Below are 16,446 nucleotides of genomic sequence, written 5' to 3' on the forward strand. Positions count from 1 at the left end.
CTGCTTTTTCTTTGTCTTGTATTTTCGCTTGGAGCATTTCCAGCAAAAGTTTGAAACGGTTTTGCGTCGGATAATGCGATACTTCCGTCGTTCTGTTAAAACAGGAACCACTCTAACGCCGACCGTGGATCAGGTCAGCCTGGATATCGGCGCTGCCCGTCAGGCGAGCCTTATATACCTCGTAGTTTTCCATCACCCGCTGAACATAGTTCCGCGTTTCCGAATAGGGGATGCGTTCGATCCAGTCCACGACCTGATCGATAGGCTTCCCACGCGGATCACCATATTTCTCGACCCATTCCGATGCGCGGCGAGGGCCGGCATTGTAACCGGCGAAGGTGAGCACATAGGAACCGTTGAAGCGGTCGAGCTGTTCTCCGAGGAAGTGGGCGCCAAGCGTCGCGTTGTAGCCTGCATCAGTCGTGAGACGCGGTGCGGAGAAGCTCATGCCGTTGCGGGTCGCAACGCTTTTCGCTGTTGCGGGCATCAATTGCAGCAAACCGCGGGCACCGGCCTTCGAAACAGCACCGACGTTGAACTCGCTTTCCTGTCGCGCGATTGCATAGGCGAGGGCCTTGCCGGACCCGCTTATATTGGCCGTGGCAGGAATTGCACCGAGCGGATGTGACAGAGCGCCGACATCGAGACCGCGCAACGCAGCGGTTTTGCCGACGCGCAGCGCCAGATAATGATTTTCGTTGCGTTCGGCCATGACCGCCAGCAGGGCCAGTTCGCCCACGCTGTCGAGTTCCTGCGAAAGCTGGTTATAGAGCGCGGTTGCACGATTGCTGTAGCCGACCTGTTCCAGCCGCTTGATTGCCTGCACAGCAGGGCGACCGGCAAAGCGCGTACGATCCGCGTCGGTCGGTTTCGGATAAATGAGTTCCGGTGCCTTTTCGTTCAGCTTGGCTGCTGAAAGCTGTCCGTAGAATGTCGTGCCGAAATGAGCGGAGCGACGATAAAAGTCGCGCGCATCGCCGCCGCTGCCCGCCTCAGCCGACCTTCCGAGCCAGTAGAAAGCCCGCGATGCGGAAATGGGACGCGAGGAAATTTCCGCGATCCTTGCAAAATGCGGGGCAGCTGTCTTTGGCTGGTTCAGGGCGCGGAGCGCATACCACCCGGCATGAAATTCAGCTTCCGCCGCCATTGTCGGGGATTCGGCTGCGTGGGTCGAAACCACCTTGTAGGCGAGTTGCGGCTTGCCCTGATCAAGCAGCTCCCGCGACAGGATACGCCGCTCCACCCACCAGGCATCCGGATCGACCAGTGCCGAGGCCTGACGCGGCGCTTTCAGCATGAGGTCCGTTGCTTCGTTGTAGCGTTCGGCGCGACGCAGATAGCGAATCTTCAGGAACTGGTAGGCGGCATTGCCCTGCCAGCTGCGGTCGACATCCGCTATCGCCTTGGCTGCGTTCGGAGATTTTTGTGCAACTGCTGCAAAGGCGTTGTAGAGCGATTGAGCCTGCGCCGGACCTGCAAGTAATTTCGCCGATTGCATACGGTCATTATAGAGCGAGCGCAGAATACGGCGCTGATGGTCCTCACGCGTCAGGACGCCCGAGAACTCTTTCAGGATCTTTTGCTCGTCATCGGCAGAAAGGCGCTGCGTAGCCCACCATGGTGAAAGTAGTTCACGCGCTTTGCCAGCATTGCCGGAGCCGACATAGGCGCGGGCGAGAACGATCATGCCTTCGGTCGTTTGTGGACGCCTGTTGCCGAACGTGGCGATGACCGTGGCGGGCGCGGGATTTTCCTTGAAGAGGGCCCGTTCCGAATTGCTGCGCAGAGCCGGCATTCCCGGCCAGCCGCGAAGATCCGTCGCTGCTGCAGCAATTTCCGCACTCGGCACACCGTCGAGGCCCGAAGTAGCGATCGCCCATGTCAGAATCTGACGGTCGAGCGACCCATGCGGCATGGCATTGCGAAACGCGATCGCACTTGCTGCATCACGAGAAGAAAGAGCATCGAGCCCGCTTTTCAGCGTTCCGCCGATGGTGGCCGGATTTTCCATGCGTCCGACCGCCGATGTCACAACCGGGTCGGGCGTAGCCGGACGGGGTTTCGGCGTCACCAGATTCATCGGCGACTGATGTGTCGCGGTCGGTGCAAATGGGCGCGCGAGCGGGGTTGGAATGTCCGACGGCAGCGACGATTGTGCAAGCGAAATCACCGGCTGCAAGGCAACCGCAATAAAGCAACTCGCGAGGAGTGCTTTTTTCGTCAGGGATATCGCTGCGGCTTGTTTTGACATTGGCTAACTAGAACAAAGACTTGGTTGATGCGCAATATGTTGTTGAAATCAGGCTTTTCTTAGCCGGGCTTTTGGCCATCGATTTCTTCGTCGAGGTTAGGCTCAAGGAATGAATCTATCCTTAACAAAGCGTTATCTGCAACCTCTGCGGGGCGCGGCCACTGCGTGACGATTGATGGTCCTTTAATCAATCCCGGCGTATCATCGGCAGTGCACGGAACCGGTAACAAATTTTGCCGCAAAACTGCCGCATTGCGCCTGTTTTGCCAGCATACCCCGCTTGCTCCACTCGTGCTGCAAGACTATTGTGCAACGCCTCGACCCGGTCGCATGCCCAAGATGACTGCGGAATGAGGTCCCGTCTTTTCTTTTTTCAGGAGTTCACTAATGCTGAAGGGCTCAATTACCGCGCTTGTCACGCCATTCGATTCCGAAGGAGCGTTCGACGAGAAAGCCTTTCGCGCATTTGTAAACTGGCAGATCGAAGAAGGTACCAAAGGACTGGTTCCGGTGGGCACAACCGGCGAAACGCCGACCCTTTCGCATGACGAGCATAAGCGTGTCATCGAGGTCTGTATCGAAGTTGCGGCTGGCCGCGTTCCGGTCATTGCCGGTGCCGGCTCCAACAACACGGTGGAAGCGATCGAGCTGGCGCAGCATGCCGAAAAGGCCGGTGCCGATGCCGTTCTCGTCGTCACGCCTTATTACAACAAGCCGAACCAGCGTGGCCTTTACGAACATTTCTCGCGCGTGGCCCGCTCGATCTCGATTCCACTCATCATCTACAACATTCCGGGTCGTTCGGTCATCGACATGACGCCGGAAACGATGGGCGCCCTTGTTCGCGACCACAAGAACGTCGTGGGCGTCAAGGATGCCACCGGCAAGATTGAGCGCGTTTCGGAACAGCGCGCAGCCTGCGGCAAGGACTTCATCCAGCTTTCCGGTGAAGACGCCACTGCGCTCGGCTTCAACGCCCATGGTGGGGTAGGGTGCATTTCGGTGACGTCCAATATCGCGCCGCGTCTTTGCGCCGAATTTCAGGATGCATGTCAGGCGGGCGATTTCGCCAGGGCGCTTGAATTGCAGGATCGCCTCATGCCGTTGCACAAGGCGCTCTTCATCGAGCCGAATCCGTCGGGTCCGAAATATGCGCTGTCGCGACTTGGCCGCGTGGAAAATGCACTGCGTTCGCCGATGGTGACGGTGGAAGCCGCGACGGCAGAGAAAATCGATCAGGCCATGAAACATGCGGGTCTGGTCAACTGACCTGCAAACTGTGCCGCTTTCGCTGATTTTTACGCTCCCGTAGCTTCGGGAGCGTTTTCATTTCAGGCATTGCACATTATATGGTGCCATCATGAACAAGCCTAAGAATTCTCCCGTGCGCAAGATCATCGCGGAAAACCGCAAGGCGCGCTTCAATTTTGAAATCCTCGATACGCTCGAAGCCGGTCTCGTTTTGACAGGCACCGAGGTCAAGTCGTTGCGCGCCAATCAGTCCAACATAGCGGAAAGCTATGCGAGCTTTGAAAATGGCGAGTTCTGGCTCATCAATTCCTATATTCCGGAATATACGCAGGGCAATCGCTTCAATCATGAGCCGCGGCGCCTGCGCAAGCTGCTCATCAGCAAGCGTGAAATGTCCCGCCTGTTCAATTCCGTGTCCCGCGAGGGGATGACCGTGGTGCCGTTGAAGCTCTACTTCAATGATCGTGGCCGCGCGAAGCTGGAACTGGCGCTGGCGCGAGGCAAGAAGACTCACGACAAGCGCGAGATGGAAAAGAAGCGCGACTGGAATCGCGAAAAGGCTCGCTTGCTGCGGGACCGCGGTTGAGCACCGGAATGTAGAAAGATCGCCTCAGGCGCTCTTTTGATTCAGATAATCACGCACATTCCGGAACACGGTGCGGAACATGGCATCCGTCAGTCGCCCGGTATTCGTATTATAGCGTGAGCAGTGATAGCTGGAAAAAATACGCAAGGTGCCAATGTCGCTTGCCCTGTCGTGGCCGAAGGGGTGCCGCGCAACCGGTGCGCCGAGGGCACGAACGGTCGATTGATGCGCGATTGTTCCCAACGTAACGACGGCTTGCAGATTGGGAAACCGGGTCAGCATTGGCGACAGGAACTGACGGCAATTATTGATCTCGGAGCCGATTGGCTTGTTTTCCGGCGGGACGCAGCGCACCGCGTTGACGATGCTGGCATCCAGCAGCCGCAGGCTGTCGTCCGGACGTGCCTCGAACTTGCCGGTCGCAAATCCGAATTCGCACAGAGTGCTGTAGAGAAGATCGCCGGCATAATCGCCGGTAAAGGGACGCCCGGTCCGGTTGGCGCCGCGCAGGCCCGGTGCCAACCCCACAATCAGGAGCCGGACATCAGCGTCATCTGCCGGAAGAAACGGAGGAACCGGGGCGTTGTGCCACGACGGCTCCTTGCGCCGCCATTCTTGTAGAAAGGCGTGCAGCCGCGGGCAGATGTGACAGTTGGGAGATGGTTCGGAAATCATGCCCTTGCATGAACCGGCTCGACGATGGCGTCAATAGCTCTCGTCGAGATCATCATCCTGACGGCGCGGCGGACGTTCTGACGGATCGCGGCCGATCTCGGCCTTGAGGGAGACCAGATCGATGAAATGATCGGCCTGGCGGCGCAGCTCATCCGAAATCATGGCCGGCTGGGTGGTGAGGGTCGAGACGACCGAAACCTTGCGGCCCTTGCGCTGAAGAGCTTCAGCGAGCGACCGGAAATCGCCATCACCGGAGAAAATAACGAAATGGTCGACTGTATCGGTGAGCTGCATGGCATCAACCGTCAGTTCGATATCCATATTGCCCTTCACCTTGCGGCGTCCGGTGGAATCGGTGAATTCCTTGGCAGCCTTGGTGACGACCTTGTAGCCATTGTAATCCAGCCAGTCGATCAGCGGGCGGATCGAGGAATACTCCTGATCTTCAACAAGGGCAGTGTAATAATAAGCGCGGAGCAGATAGCCACGCTTTTGAAACGCCTTCAAAAGCTTCCGATAATCAATATCGAACCCCAAGGTCTTGGAGGCGGCATATAAATTGGCGCCATCAATAAAAAGCGCAACCTTTTCACGAGAATCGAACATCGTGCAATATATCCACTCTACGGCCGGACGGGAGTGGACCGGCGACCGCTTATTCAGTTTGTTTTCTAAACGGCGGGTGGTATCGAAATTTACCAGTGCGTTTATTGCCTTCTAAGGACATATCATAGAAAAACAAGCAACCATTGGTTGTTATTTGCCCCCACTAAATTACCAGTAAGGGAGTCTTGGCTCAGTAATCGCTTTCGAGATTATAAAATATTGTGCCGTTTTGACGCTCCGCCGTGTTTTATGAGGCCAATCCATGAAATTGGCGTTGTTTTGGCAAATTTCATGCGCCGGTGCACGAGCAATTCCGCTTTTGCTTGTAATTTGGCTCCACACGCGTTATGTGGGGAAAAATCCATTAAAGTTCGAGAAATGAAAGGGACCGCGCATGGCCCGCGTCACTGTTGAGGACTGCGTAGATAAGGTCGAGAACCGTTTTGAGCTGGTTCTGCTGGCTGGTCACCGTGCTCGCCAGATTTCCCAGGGTGCACAAATCACCATCGACCGCGACAACGACAAGAATCCCGTCGTTGCCCTGCGCGAGATCGCCGACGAAACCCTGTCGCCGGACGATCTGAAGGAAGACCTCATCCACTCGCTGCAGAAGCATGTGGAAGTCGATGAGCCGGAAGCGGCTGCACCTGCACAGATCGCCTCTTCGTCGGAAGACGTCGCGGAAGGCATTGCCGAAGCCGCTGAGGAAGATGTGGTTACTTTCGACCGCATGTCGGAAGAAGAGCTGCTCGCCGGTATCGAAGGCCTCGTTGCGCCTGAGAAGAACGACGATTTCTGATCGTCCTCTGGGTTAATTCTTTTTGCATGCGCTGCGACTTTCCGGTCGTGGCGCATGTTTTTATGCGCCGGTGGCAGCCTGAACTATCGGTTGCGATTTTCGGAAAGGCGGGCGCGCAGCTTCGGTGGGTGGAGGCATCCTTTGTGCGTCGAGTGGACGCGCACCCCTTTAATGACGGGCCATTTCCGCCGGAAATTAATATTGTCGGCAGAAAATCAAACCTGAATGTCGAGAATTGTTCGATTTTCGGCGATTTTGGGTCAGAATGCCCGATATGTTTGCCGCGTATGCATGCAAGTATCGGTTTCCAAAGGGAGTTTTCGTAGATGATGCGCCAATATGAGCTTGTGGAGCGTGTACAGCGATACAAGCCTGACGTGAATGAGGCGCTTCTTAATAAGGCATATGTCTATGCCATGCAAAAGCATGGCAGTCAGAAACGTGCTTCCGGCGATCCCTATTTTTCCCATCCTCTCGAAGTCGCCGCGATCCTCACCGATATGCATCTCGACGAAGCGACGATTGCGATCGCCCTTCTGCACGATACGATTGAAGACACGACGGCAACCCGACGGGAAATCGACCAGCTTTTCGGCCCCGAAATCGGCAAGCTTGTTGAAGGGCTGACCAAGCTCAAGAAGCTCGACCTCGTTTCAAAGAAGGCTGTGCAGGCGGAAAACCTTCGCAAGCTGCTTCTGGCGATTTCCGAAGATGTGCGCGTGCTTCTCGTCAAGCTCGCGGACCGTCTGCACAATATGCGCACGCTGGGAGTGATGCGGGAAGACAAGCGCCTGCGCATCGCCGAGGAAACGATGGATATCTATGCGCCGCTTGCTGGCCGCATGGGTATGCAGGACATGCGCGAAGAGCTTGAGGAACTTGCCTTCCGCTACATCAACCCGGATGCGTGGCGCGCGGTCACGGATCGTCTGGCAGAACTTCTGGAAAAGAACCGCGGCCTGCTGCAGAAGATCGAGAAGGACCTGTCCGAGATTTTCGAGAAACACGGCATCAAGGCCAGTGTGAAAAGCCGTCAGAAAAAGCCCTGGTCCGTCTTCCGAAAGATGGAAACAAAGGGGCTGTCGTTCGAGCAGCTTTCCGACATTTTCGGCTTCCGCGTCATGGTCGATACGGTGCAGGATTGCTATCGTGCGCTCGGTCTTATCCATACGACCTGGTCGATGGTTCCGGGCCGGTTCAAGGATTATATCTCCACGCCGAAGCAGAATGACTACCGGTCAATCCACACCACCATCATCGGTCCGTCGCGCCAGCGTGTGGAGTTGCAGATTCGCACGCGCGAAATGGATGAGATTGCTGAATTCGGTGTCGCCGCCCACTCGATCTACAAGGATCGCGGCAGTGCGAACAATCCGCACAAGATCTCTACCGAGACCAATGCTTATGCATGGCTCCGCCAGACCATCGAGCAGCTTTCCGAAGGCGACAATCCGGAAGAATTTCTCGAACATACCAAGCTTGAGCTTTTTCAGGATCAGGTCTTCTGCTTCACGCCCAAAGGCCGTCTCATCGCCTTGCCGCGCGGCGCGACCCCGATCGATTTCGCCTATGCCGTTCATACCGACATTGGCGACAGCTGCGTCGGGGCGAAGGTCAATGGCCGCATCATGCCGCTGATGACCGAGCTGAAGAACGGTGACGAAGTGGATATCATCCGTTCCAAGGCGCAGGTTCCCCCTGCCGCCTGGGAATCGCTTGTCGCGACCGGCAAGGCGCGCGCCGCCATCCGCCGTGCAACGCGCTCGGCAGTCCGCAAGCAATATTCGGGACTGGGCATGCGCATTCTCGAACGCGCTTTCGAGCGCGCCGGAAAGCCATTCAGCAAGGATATCCTGAAGCCGGGGCTGCCCCGTCTGGCGCGCAAGGATGTCGAGGACGTGCTGGCCGCAGTCGGCCGCGGTGAACTGCCGTCGACCGATGTCGTCAAGGCTGTTTATCCCGACTATCAGGACACACGCGTGACCTCGCAGAATAACCCGGCCAAGACCGGCGAGAAGGGCTGGTTTAACATTCAGAACGCAGCCGGCATGATATTCAAGGTGCCGGAGGGTAGCGAGGACGCGACAAAGTCCGATGCCGACGCCGCGCCGAAACCGGGGAAAAAGGCATTGCCGATTCGCGGCACCAATTCGGACCTGCCGGTGCGCTTTGCCCCGGAAGGTGCCGTGCCCGGAGACCGTATCGTCGGCATTCTTCAGCCGGGCGCCGGCATCACGATCTATCCGATCCAGTCACCCGCGCTGACAGCCTATGACGATCAGCCGGAGCGCTGGATCGATGTGCGCTGGGACATTGACGAGCAGATGAGCGAGCGTTTCCCTGCGCGCGTCAGCGTGTCGGCCATCAACTCGCCGGGCTCGCTGGCGGAGATCGCGCAGATCGTGGCGGCCAACGACGCGAATATTCACAATCTTTCCATGGTGCGGACCGCACCGGATTTCACCGAGATGATTATTGATGTCGAGGTTTGGGACCTCAAGCATCTCAACCGTATCATTTCCCAATTGAAAGAAAGCGCGAGCGTCAGTGGCGCGAAACGCGTGAACGGATAGGACTAAGATGAACACCGAAGATGTGCTTGCCGTCTTCCGCGAAGCGGGAGCGATCCTTGAAGGCCACTTTATTCTCACATCGGGCTTGCGCAGCCCCGTTTTTCTTCAAAAGGCGCGCGTTTTCATGCACGCCGACAAGACGGAAAAGCTCTGCAAGGCACTGGCGGCAAAGATCGAGGCGGCAAATCTCGGGGACATCGATTACGTGGTCGGACCGGCGATTGGCGGCCTGATTCCTTCCTATGAGACCTCGCGTCATCTGCGCGTCCCGTCGGTCTGGGTGGAGCGCGAGAACGGGGTGTTCCGCCTGCGGCGTTTCGAAGTGCCGAAAGGCGCGCGCGTCGTCATCGTGGAAGATATCGTCACGACAGGGCTTTCCATTCGCGAAACCATCGACTGCATGAAGGACCTCGGTATCGAAGTCGTGGCCGCGGCCTGCATCGTTGACCGCTCGGCGGGAAAGGCCGATGTCGGCACGAGGTTGATTTCGCTCGCCGAATATGAAGTTCCAGCCTATCCTGCGGATAAATTGCCGCCGGAGCTTGCTGCAATACCGGCTGTGAAGCCCGGTAGCCGCAACATTTAAGCAGGCCAGCCGACGGCTTTCCACACGCTGCAGGGGAGGATACACCCCTGCGGCGAAATTCCGCTTTGCGGGACGCGTTCTAGTTACCTATTTAGGGGGTGTCGCGAAGACACCCTTCCGGCCCCGTAAACAGGATTCCATCGTGAGTGTAGCGCCTATCATATTCGATCCCAGGTCGCCCTATCGTGCGCCATGTGGGGTATGCGTGGATTGCGATGTTCGGCGGATGGCGGTTTGTGCTGCGCTGGACGATGGGGATCTCGGCGCTCTGGAAGCAATCATGACCTCCAAGCGGCTTGATGCCAATGAGCAGCTGGTGGAGGAGGGCGAGCCGAAGCGTCGTGTCTTCAGCCTGACTTCCGGCATGCTGCGCATCTATACGTCGCTTCCCGATGGGCGTCGGCAGATTGCGGGTTTCCTGTTCCCCGGCGATTATCTCGGTCTGGCTGACGACGAGACTTACTCCCAGTCGGTCGAGGCTGTGGTGCCATCGGTCCTGTGCGCCTTTTCCACCAGGGAGATGGACGACCTGATGGGGCGTTTTCCCAAGCTGAAGGAGCGCCTGCATCAGATGACGCGGGCCGCGCTTCGCACGGCGCGCGACAACCAGCTGGTTCTCGGTCGCCTTGCGCCAGTGGAAAAGCTCGCGAGCTTTCTTCTGGTTCTTTCCGCCCGGGCGGAAAAGCGCGGTGAGAAGCCCAACCCGGTTCATCTTTCGATGAACCGTACAGACATTGCCGACTATCTCGGCCTGACGATCGAAACCGTCAGCCGCAGCTTCACAAAGCTGAAAACCCAGGGCCTGATTCAGTTGATAGACGCCAATACGGTGGAAATCCTGTCCCGCCGGTCGCTGGCGGCTGTTGCGGGAATGGACCCGGAGAGCCTTTAGGGCTTTCCAGCAAAATTCTGAGAAAATACTCTGATTTCGAGCCATCGCCGGGCCTGTTTGCGTTGATTCAAATCAATGCGGAGTCCGGCGGAACAGCCTATTCCTGACCATGGAAGTTGACGCGGCCTTGAGGGTCGCGCCGTTCAGAATGGGGAAAACAGGTGCTGTTGTGGCTGGGAATTGCAATATCGGCTGTCATGCATGCGGGCTTCCTTGCCGCATCATGCCGTCTTGCCCCGCAGAATGTCGCCCCGGTTCGGGTGTGCGTATCCCCGGTCGGGCTTCGCCGGAGCGCCCAACGCTTAAGGTGGACGCGCTATGCATGAAGAAGCGATAAGACGCTACGCGGCGTTGGCGGTTCCCCGATATACGTCCTTTCCAACGGCTGCGGATTTCATTCCGGTAGGTGTCGAGACGACGCATCGCTGGCTGCGCCAGATCGGACCGGAGGAAAGTGTCTCCCTTTACATACATGTGCCTTATTGTCGGCAGTTGTGCCATTACTGCGGTTGCCACGCAAAAATGGCTGTCCGCAACGATGTTGTCGAGAATTTCTGTACCGCTCTGCTGAGCGAAATCGAGACCGTCAGCAAGAGCTTGACCGCGCGGCCGAACGTCGTCCATCTTCATTGGGGCGGGGGGACGCCCTCGATCTTGAACCCGCGCCAGTTTACCAGCATTCTGGCTGCACTGCGCGTGGCGTTCGACTTTTCGCCCGAGATGGAACATGCCATCGAGCTTGATCCGCGCACGGTCACGCCACAGCTCGCCCGTACGCTTTCGCTCATGGGCGTCAATCGCGCCAGCCTCGGCGTGCAGGATATCGACGCCGAGGTTCAGAAAGCCATCGGCCGCATTCAGCCGATAGAGACGGTTGCCAAGGCCGCGAGCCTTCTGCGCGAAGTCGGTATCGATCGGCTCAACTTCGATCTCATCTATGGCCTGCCGTTGCAGACGGTGGAGACATTGCGCGAGACCTGCGAAAAGGTTGCCACGCTCAAGCCTGATCGCGTTGCCTGCTACGGCTATGCGCACCTTCCGCAGCGCCGCGCTAACCAGCGCCTCATCGATGCGAGCCTCCTACCGGATGCCGATGAACGCTTCGTCCAGGCGCGCGTCGTCGCGGAAAGCTTCATCGGTTTCGGTTATGAACCTGTGGGGATCGACCATTATGCATTGCCGGACGACAGTTTGGCCGTTGCCGCGCGCAACGGCACGCTGCACCGCAATTTCCAGGGTTATACGGATGATCGCTGCCAGACTTTGATCGGCCTGGGTCCGTCATCGATTTCGCAGTTCCCCGGCGGCTATGCCCAGAATATTTCGGACGTGACGCAATATTCAAAACGCGTCCAAGCGGGTGAACTTGCAACGGTTCGCGGCTATGCCATGCGCGAAAGCGACCGTATCCGCGCCGGTATCATCACAGCGTTGATGTGCAATTTCCGGGTCGATCTGAACATGACCGCGCCGGGCGTGGAGTTTTCCGACGAAATGGCCCTGTTGCGCCCTCTGGTCGCCGACGGATTGGTGGAAATCCGTGGCGGGGTCATCAGCGCGACGAGCGACGGAAAGCCGCTGATCCGTCTGGTTGCTGCCGCTTTTGATGAATTTCGCAGGGAGACGATGCACGGCTTCAGTTTTGCCGTCTGAACTTGCGCTGGAACAAAGAGGTAGAGCGAAAGAAGCTCTATCAAAAGAATGCTGCTGCACCGGGCCGTCAAAAGGTCAGTGGCATGGGAGCACCGCCGTTGGGGGACGTGCGGTGCTCCACTATTTTCGAGCACAGGCCGGAAGCCGGATGGCTTTCGGGCTGTGCGTTTAGAGCGGTTCCTGTTCTAACAGAATCGCCGGAACCGCTCTAACTATTTGTTTTATCGCATTATCCAACGCAAAACCGTTTCACACTTTTGCTGGAAATGCTCTAAGGATCAGGCTCTACGGTTCTTTTCCAGCTTTGGCAGGAAAATCGTCAGCAGCCCAAGCAGGGGCAGATACGAGCATATGTTGTAAACATACTCGATGCCCTTCTGGTCAGCCACGACGCCGAGGACGGCGGCGGCAATACCGGCCATGCCGAATGCGAAGCCGAAGAACAAGCCCGATACCATGCCGACGCGCCCCGGCAGCAATTCCTGTGCGAATACCACGATGGCCGGGAAGGCCGAGGCGAGGATCAGGCCGATGATGACCGTCAGGATAGCCGTCATTTCGAGGTTGGCATAGGGCAGGGCAAGCGTGAACGGCAGGACGCCGAGGATCGATGCCCAGATCACCTTGCGTGCACCGATCTTGTCACCGATCGGGCCGCCGATGATCGTTCCTGCGGCAACCGCGCCGAGGAACAGGAACAGAAGCAACTGCGATGACTGCACCGACACGCCGAAGTGGCTGATGGTGTAGAAGGTGTAGTAGCTCGTCAGGCTGGCCATGTAGATGTACTTGGTGAAGACCAGCATCGCCAGAACGCCAACCGAGACGAGAACCTTGTTGCGCGGCAGCGGAAGGGTCTTGTCCGGCTTTGCCTTGCTGGCATTGGCAATCCGGTAGCGATTGTACCAGTTGCTCACATACCAGAGCAGCATCATGCCGATCAACGCGGCAACGGAGAACCAGGACACGCTGATCTGGCCGAACGGCAGAACGATGAACGCTGCCAGAAGGGGGCCGATCGACGAGCCGAAATTACCGCCCACCTGGAACAGGGACTGCGCAAAGCCATGTCGTCCGCCCGAGGCGAGACGTGCCACACGGGCCGCTTCGGGATGGAAAACAGACGAGCCGAAGCCTACGAAAGCCGCACCCAGAAGCAGGATCGAATAATGATGCGCGGTTGCCAGAAAGACGAGGCCGACAAGCGTGCAACCCATGCCGAAGGGCAGGGAATAAGGCATCGGCTTGCGGTCGGTGTAGATACCCACCAGTGGCTGCAGGATCGATGCCGTCATCTGGAAGGTGAACGTCAGAAGTCCGATCTGCCAGAATGACAGGCTGTAATTGTCCTTCAGCATCGGATAGATGGCCGGAAGGAGCGACTGCATCATGTCGTTCAGGAAGTGGCCCATGCTAGTGGCCAGAATAATGGCGAGGACAGTATTGTCCGCGCCGCTGTTTGATGGCTGCTGTGCAGCACTCATGCTCATACTGCTACTCCGAAGATGGAAGTCAGTCTTCTGGTGTATTTCCTGCCGATACTATCTGACAGCTGGAAACGAGACCTCAAGGAAATTGCGGGGTTTTGATGAGAAACCGGCGAAAATTCGCGAATTTGATGTCGGAACAGGCACGTGTCCTGCTCAAACGTCAAATTCATTCCGCCAGCGAATGTCGCGACCCATTCTCAGCACGCTATTAATAGGACTATTGCCTCTCGCCCGCTTTCGTGATTTGGTCCAATAGTTTCGAGAGTGGGCCAAACAAGGGGCAGAGCTGCAATGAAACCGAAGTCGCCGCCGGGCCTGCTGCTTCCGGGAAGCGAGGAACTGCAGAAGTTCCACGAGCAGCGCATTGCCATGCTGGAAGGCATGAGCGGGCCAGTGATTGCCCTGCCGACGCGCTATCCCGATGGCTATTTCGTGCCGCGCCACCGTCACAGCCGGGCGCAGCTTCTTTGCGCTTCCCAGGGGGTGGTGCTGGTGACGACCGACGCTGGACGCTGGATGATCCCGAGCGATCACGCCATGTGGATACCGGCGGGTGTGGAGCATTCGGTCGAAATCCTCGGCGAAGTCTTCATGCGGTCGATCTATATCTGCGTCGATGCCGTGTCCGGCGTGCCGGATTATCTTCATGTGGTCGGGCTGACCGACCTGATGCGGTGCCTCATAACCGATGCAACGGCGCAGGACAGCACGCCGGAACCGGACAGTCGCGATGCTCTAGTGATCGAGCTTATATTGCGGGACCTTCACACATTGCCGCAGCGCTCGTTGGGGCTGCCTTTTCCATCCGATCCGCGCTTGCAGAAACTATGCCGGGAATTCGTGAAAAAGCCTTCTTCACGCGCCACAATTGACGACTGGGCGGACAGAATGGCGATGAGCCGACGCTCGTTCACCCGGCATTTCCAGCGGGAAACCGGCGTAAGCCTTTCGGTCTGGCGCCAGCAGGCATGCCTCTTCGCTGCGGTCCCACGCCTCACGGAAGGGGAAGCGGTGACGAGCGTGGCGCTGGATCTGGGATATGACAGCGTTTCCGCTTTCACGACGATGTTCCGCAGGATGCTCGGAGTTTCGCCGCGGTTCTATCTGCCGCGGCTGGATACTGTTCCGTTTGAACGCAGCGATAGCGTCGCGGCGGAATAATAACAATTGTCTCTGCGATTGGAGCGCATTAATAGGGCCACATGCTTTTTCAACGCCGTAATCCCCCGACCAGAAAAGAGCGCCTGAGGCTTCTGGTCTGGCCGCGCCGCTCCTTCTCCCGTTCCCTCCGGTACGGTGGCAAGCGGATTCTGCGCATCACTGCCTCGCCCCATGCCGTGGCCGCCGGCCTGGCAGTCGGCGTGTTCTCGGCCTTTACGCCCTTCTTCGGCTTCCATCTCATCATCGCAATCGTGCTGGCTTATGTCCTTGCCGGAAATATCGCGGCTGCGGCCCTTGGCACGACACTTGCCAACCCTCTGACGCTGCCGTTCATCTGGGGGAGCACGTTCGAGCTTGGCCGCTTCATCATGAATGGAAGCATCGATGATGCGCCGCCGATCCATCTGGGGCGGGCCCTGGAAACCATGCGTTTCGATGAAATCTGGACCCCGCTCCTGAAGCCCATGCTGTTCGGTTCCACCATTCTGGGTGCTGCATTCGCCGTCGTGGTCTATTTTGTCACCCGGTTTGCGGTTTCGGCTTTCCGTCGCCGCCGTATCGAACGTCTTGCGGAAAAGCACCGCCTGCACCGCGCACAGGAGCCCCAGAAAGTATGATTGTCGGGATTGGTAGCGACCTCATCGATATTCGCCGTGTCGAAAGCGCGCTTGAACGGCATGGCGACCGTTTTCGCAACCGGGTCTTTACAGAGGTGGAGCAGAAGAAATCGGATGGACGCAAGCAGCGCGCTGCATCTTATGCGAAGCGTTTCGCGGCGAAGGAAGCCTGCGCCAAGGCGCTGGGAACGGGCATAGCCCAGGGCGTGTTCTGGCGCGACATGGGCGTGGTCAACGCTCCTTCCGGAAAGCCCACGATGCATCTGACCGGCGGTGCGGCGAAACAGTTGCAAAAACTCTTGCCCGCTGGAACGCGCGCCGCCATACATCTGACAATTACCGATGATTTTCCTCTCGCTCAGGCCTTCGTTATCATCGAAGCCCTGCCTGAGACGGAATAATTGTGATTGTGGCAGATAACTCCTGCTCATAATCGTGCGATAAACCCGCGTTCTGCGGGCGGCGTGATTGCGTCATCCATTCATAGTCGTTATTAGATCGCGTTATCGGAAGCGGAGATACAATGAGCGTGTCCAGCAAGAGTGAGACAAAAAAATCCGGCGGCCTTGGCGAAACCATCAGCGTTATCGTGCAGGCGCTGCTGCTGGCACTGGTCATCCGCACCCTTCTTTTCCAGCCTTTCAGCATACCGTCCGGCTCGATGCGCCCAACGCTTCTGGAAGGCGATTATCTGTTCGTGTCGAAATATGCCTATGGCTATTCGCGCTATTCGCTGCCGTTTGGACTGGACCTGTTTTCGGGCCGTATCTGGAGCACGGAGCCGAAGCGCGGCGACGTGGTGGTGTTCAAGCTGCCAAGCGACCCATCGGTCGATTATATCAAGCGCGTGATCGGCCTGCCGGGCGACCGCGTGCAGATGCGCGGCGGCGTGCTCTACATCAACGATCAGGCGGTCAAGCGCGAGCGGATCGGCACGATCGATAATCCCGATGTGACCGAGCAGAACCGTCCGGTCGATGTCTATCGGGAAACCCTGCCGGAAGGCGTGACCTATGATACGCTTGATCTCGCACCGAATTCCATCGGCGACGATACGCGCGTCTTTGAAGTTCCTGCCGGTCATTTCTTCATGATGGGCGACAACCGCGACAACTCGCTCGACAGCCGCTTCAGCGTTGGCTACGTGCCGTTTGAAAATCTTGTCGGACGCGCGAACATCATCTTCTTCTCCATCGCCGACAAGGCGAGCCCGCTTGAAATCTGGAAATGGCCGACTGAAGTACGCTTTGGCCGACTGTTCAGTTCAGTTGCAGGCACACCGCATACAGCCGTAACCGGAAACTGA

Annotated in this window: 15 protein-coding genes; 11 read left to right on the forward strand and 4 right to left on the reverse strand. The window is 57.7% G+C overall.

Annotation, left to right across the window (positions count from 1 at the left end):
* Window positions 1–112 precede the first annotated feature (112 nt).
* The gene (locus ABWW28_RS16265) at window positions 113–2,251 is read right to left on the reverse strand and encodes a lytic transglycosylase domain-containing protein (protein WP_279719134.1); all 2,139 of its coding nucleotides are present in this window, start codon (window positions 2,249–2,251) and stop codon (window positions 113–115) included.
* Between the two features lie 387 nt (window positions 2,252–2,638).
* Between ABWW28_RS16265 and dapA the strand changes: the two genes are divergently transcribed.
* A complete protein-coding gene (gene dapA / locus ABWW28_RS16270; RefSeq protein ID WP_021587874.1) occupies window positions 2,639–3,520 on the forward strand; it encodes a 4-hydroxy-tetrahydrodipicolinate synthase in 882 nt (293 codons plus the stop codon).
* A gap of 91 nt (window positions 3,521–3,611) precedes the next feature.
* Window positions 3,612–4,088 (forward strand): SsrA-binding protein SmpB, encoded by a 477-nt coding sequence (smpB, locus tag ABWW28_RS16275; RefSeq protein WP_031347244.1) that lies wholly within the window; start codon window positions 3,612–3,614, stop codon window positions 4,086–4,088.
* Between the two features lie 24 nt (window positions 4,089–4,112).
* On the opposite strand, the gene ABWW28_RS16280 is transcribed toward smpB, so the two are convergent.
* On the reverse strand, window positions 4,113–4,763 hold the full coding sequence (locus tag ABWW28_RS16280) for a uracil-DNA glycosylase (protein WP_021587872.1): 651 nt from the start codon (window positions 4,761–4,763) through the stop codon (window positions 4,113–4,115).
* 30 nt (window positions 4,764–4,793) lie between these two features.
* Window positions 4,794–5,369 (reverse strand): LabA-like NYN domain-containing protein, encoded by a 576-nt coding sequence (locus ABWW28_RS16285; protein WP_353391447.1) that lies wholly within the window; start codon window positions 5,367–5,369, stop codon window positions 4,794–4,796.
* Between the two features lie 394 nt (window positions 5,370–5,763).
* Here ABWW28_RS16285 and rpoZ point away from each other — a divergent pair, with 394 nt between their 5' ends.
* The 5 genes from rpoZ to hemN all read left to right on the forward strand — a co-directional run bounded on the left by rpoZ (window position 5,764) and on the right by hemN (window position 11,872).
* Entirely contained in the window at window positions 5,764–6,168 is a 405-nt protein-coding gene (gene rpoZ, locus ABWW28_RS16290; protein WP_006466379.1) for a DNA-directed RNA polymerase subunit omega, read from the forward strand.
* A gap of 326 nt (window positions 6,169–6,494) precedes the next feature.
* Window positions 6,495–8,741: a RelA/SpoT family protein gene (locus tag ABWW28_RS16295; RefSeq protein WP_353391448.1), complete on the forward strand. Its 2,247-nt coding sequence runs from the start codon at window positions 6,495–6,497 to the stop codon at window positions 8,739–8,741.
* Window positions 8,742–8,748: 7 nt separating this feature from the next.
* A complete protein-coding gene (pyrE, locus tag ABWW28_RS16300) occupies window positions 8,749–9,327 on the forward strand; it encodes an orotate phosphoribosyltransferase (RefSeq protein WP_021587871.1) in 579 nt (192 codons plus the stop codon).
* Window positions 9,328–9,553: 226 nt separating this feature from the next.
* Window positions 9,554–10,219: a helix-turn-helix domain-containing protein gene (locus tag ABWW28_RS16305; protein WP_021587870.1), complete on the forward strand. Its 666-nt coding sequence runs from the start codon at window positions 9,554–9,556 to the stop codon at window positions 10,217–10,219.
* A gap of 318 nt (window positions 10,220–10,537) precedes the next feature.
* Entirely contained in the window at window positions 10,538–11,872 is a 1,335-nt protein-coding gene (gene hemN / locus ABWW28_RS16310; RefSeq protein ID WP_353391451.1) for an oxygen-independent coproporphyrinogen III oxidase, read from the forward strand.
* Window positions 11,873–12,150: 278 nt separating this feature from the next.
* Here the strand turns inward: hemN and ABWW28_RS16315 are convergent, their stop codons facing one another.
* The gene (locus ABWW28_RS16315) at window positions 12,151–13,362 is read right to left on the reverse strand and encodes an MFS transporter (RefSeq protein ID WP_151658606.1); all 1,212 of its coding nucleotides are present in this window, start codon (window positions 13,360–13,362) and stop codon (window positions 12,151–12,153) included.
* A gap of 291 nt (window positions 13,363–13,653) precedes the next feature.
* Here ABWW28_RS16315 and ABWW28_RS16320 point away from each other — a divergent pair, with 291 nt between their 5' ends.
* The 4 genes from ABWW28_RS16320 to lepB all read left to right on the forward strand — a co-directional run bounded on the left by ABWW28_RS16320 (window position 13,654) and on the right by lepB (window position 16,446).
* Window positions 13,654–14,523, forward strand: a complete 870-nt coding sequence (locus ABWW28_RS16320; RefSeq protein WP_006472322.1) for an AraC family transcriptional regulator — start codon at window positions 13,654–13,656, stop codon at window positions 14,521–14,523.
* A gap of 41 nt (window positions 14,524–14,564) precedes the next feature.
* Window positions 14,565–15,140, forward strand: coding sequence for a type IV secretion system effector BspA (bspA, locus tag ABWW28_RS16325; RefSeq protein ID WP_006466386.1), 576 nt, complete (start codon window positions 14,565–14,567; stop codon window positions 15,138–15,140).
* Complete coding sequence (gene acpS, locus ABWW28_RS16330) at window positions 15,137–15,541, forward strand: holo-ACP synthase (RefSeq protein WP_006466387.1); 405 nt, start codon at window positions 15,137–15,139, stop codon at window positions 15,539–15,541. Before bspA ends, acpS begins: the two co-directional genes overlap by 4 nt.
* Before the next feature lie 122 nt (window positions 15,542–15,663).
* Window positions 15,664–16,446, forward strand: coding sequence for a signal peptidase I (lepB, locus tag ABWW28_RS16335; protein ID WP_151686539.1), 783 nt, complete (start codon window positions 15,664–15,666; stop codon window positions 16,444–16,446).

The organism is Brucella sp. NBRC 14130 (assembly GCF_040371715.1).
GTDB classification, from domain to species: Bacteria; Pseudomonadota; Alphaproteobacteria; order Rhizobiales; family Rhizobiaceae; genus Brucella; species Brucella intermedia.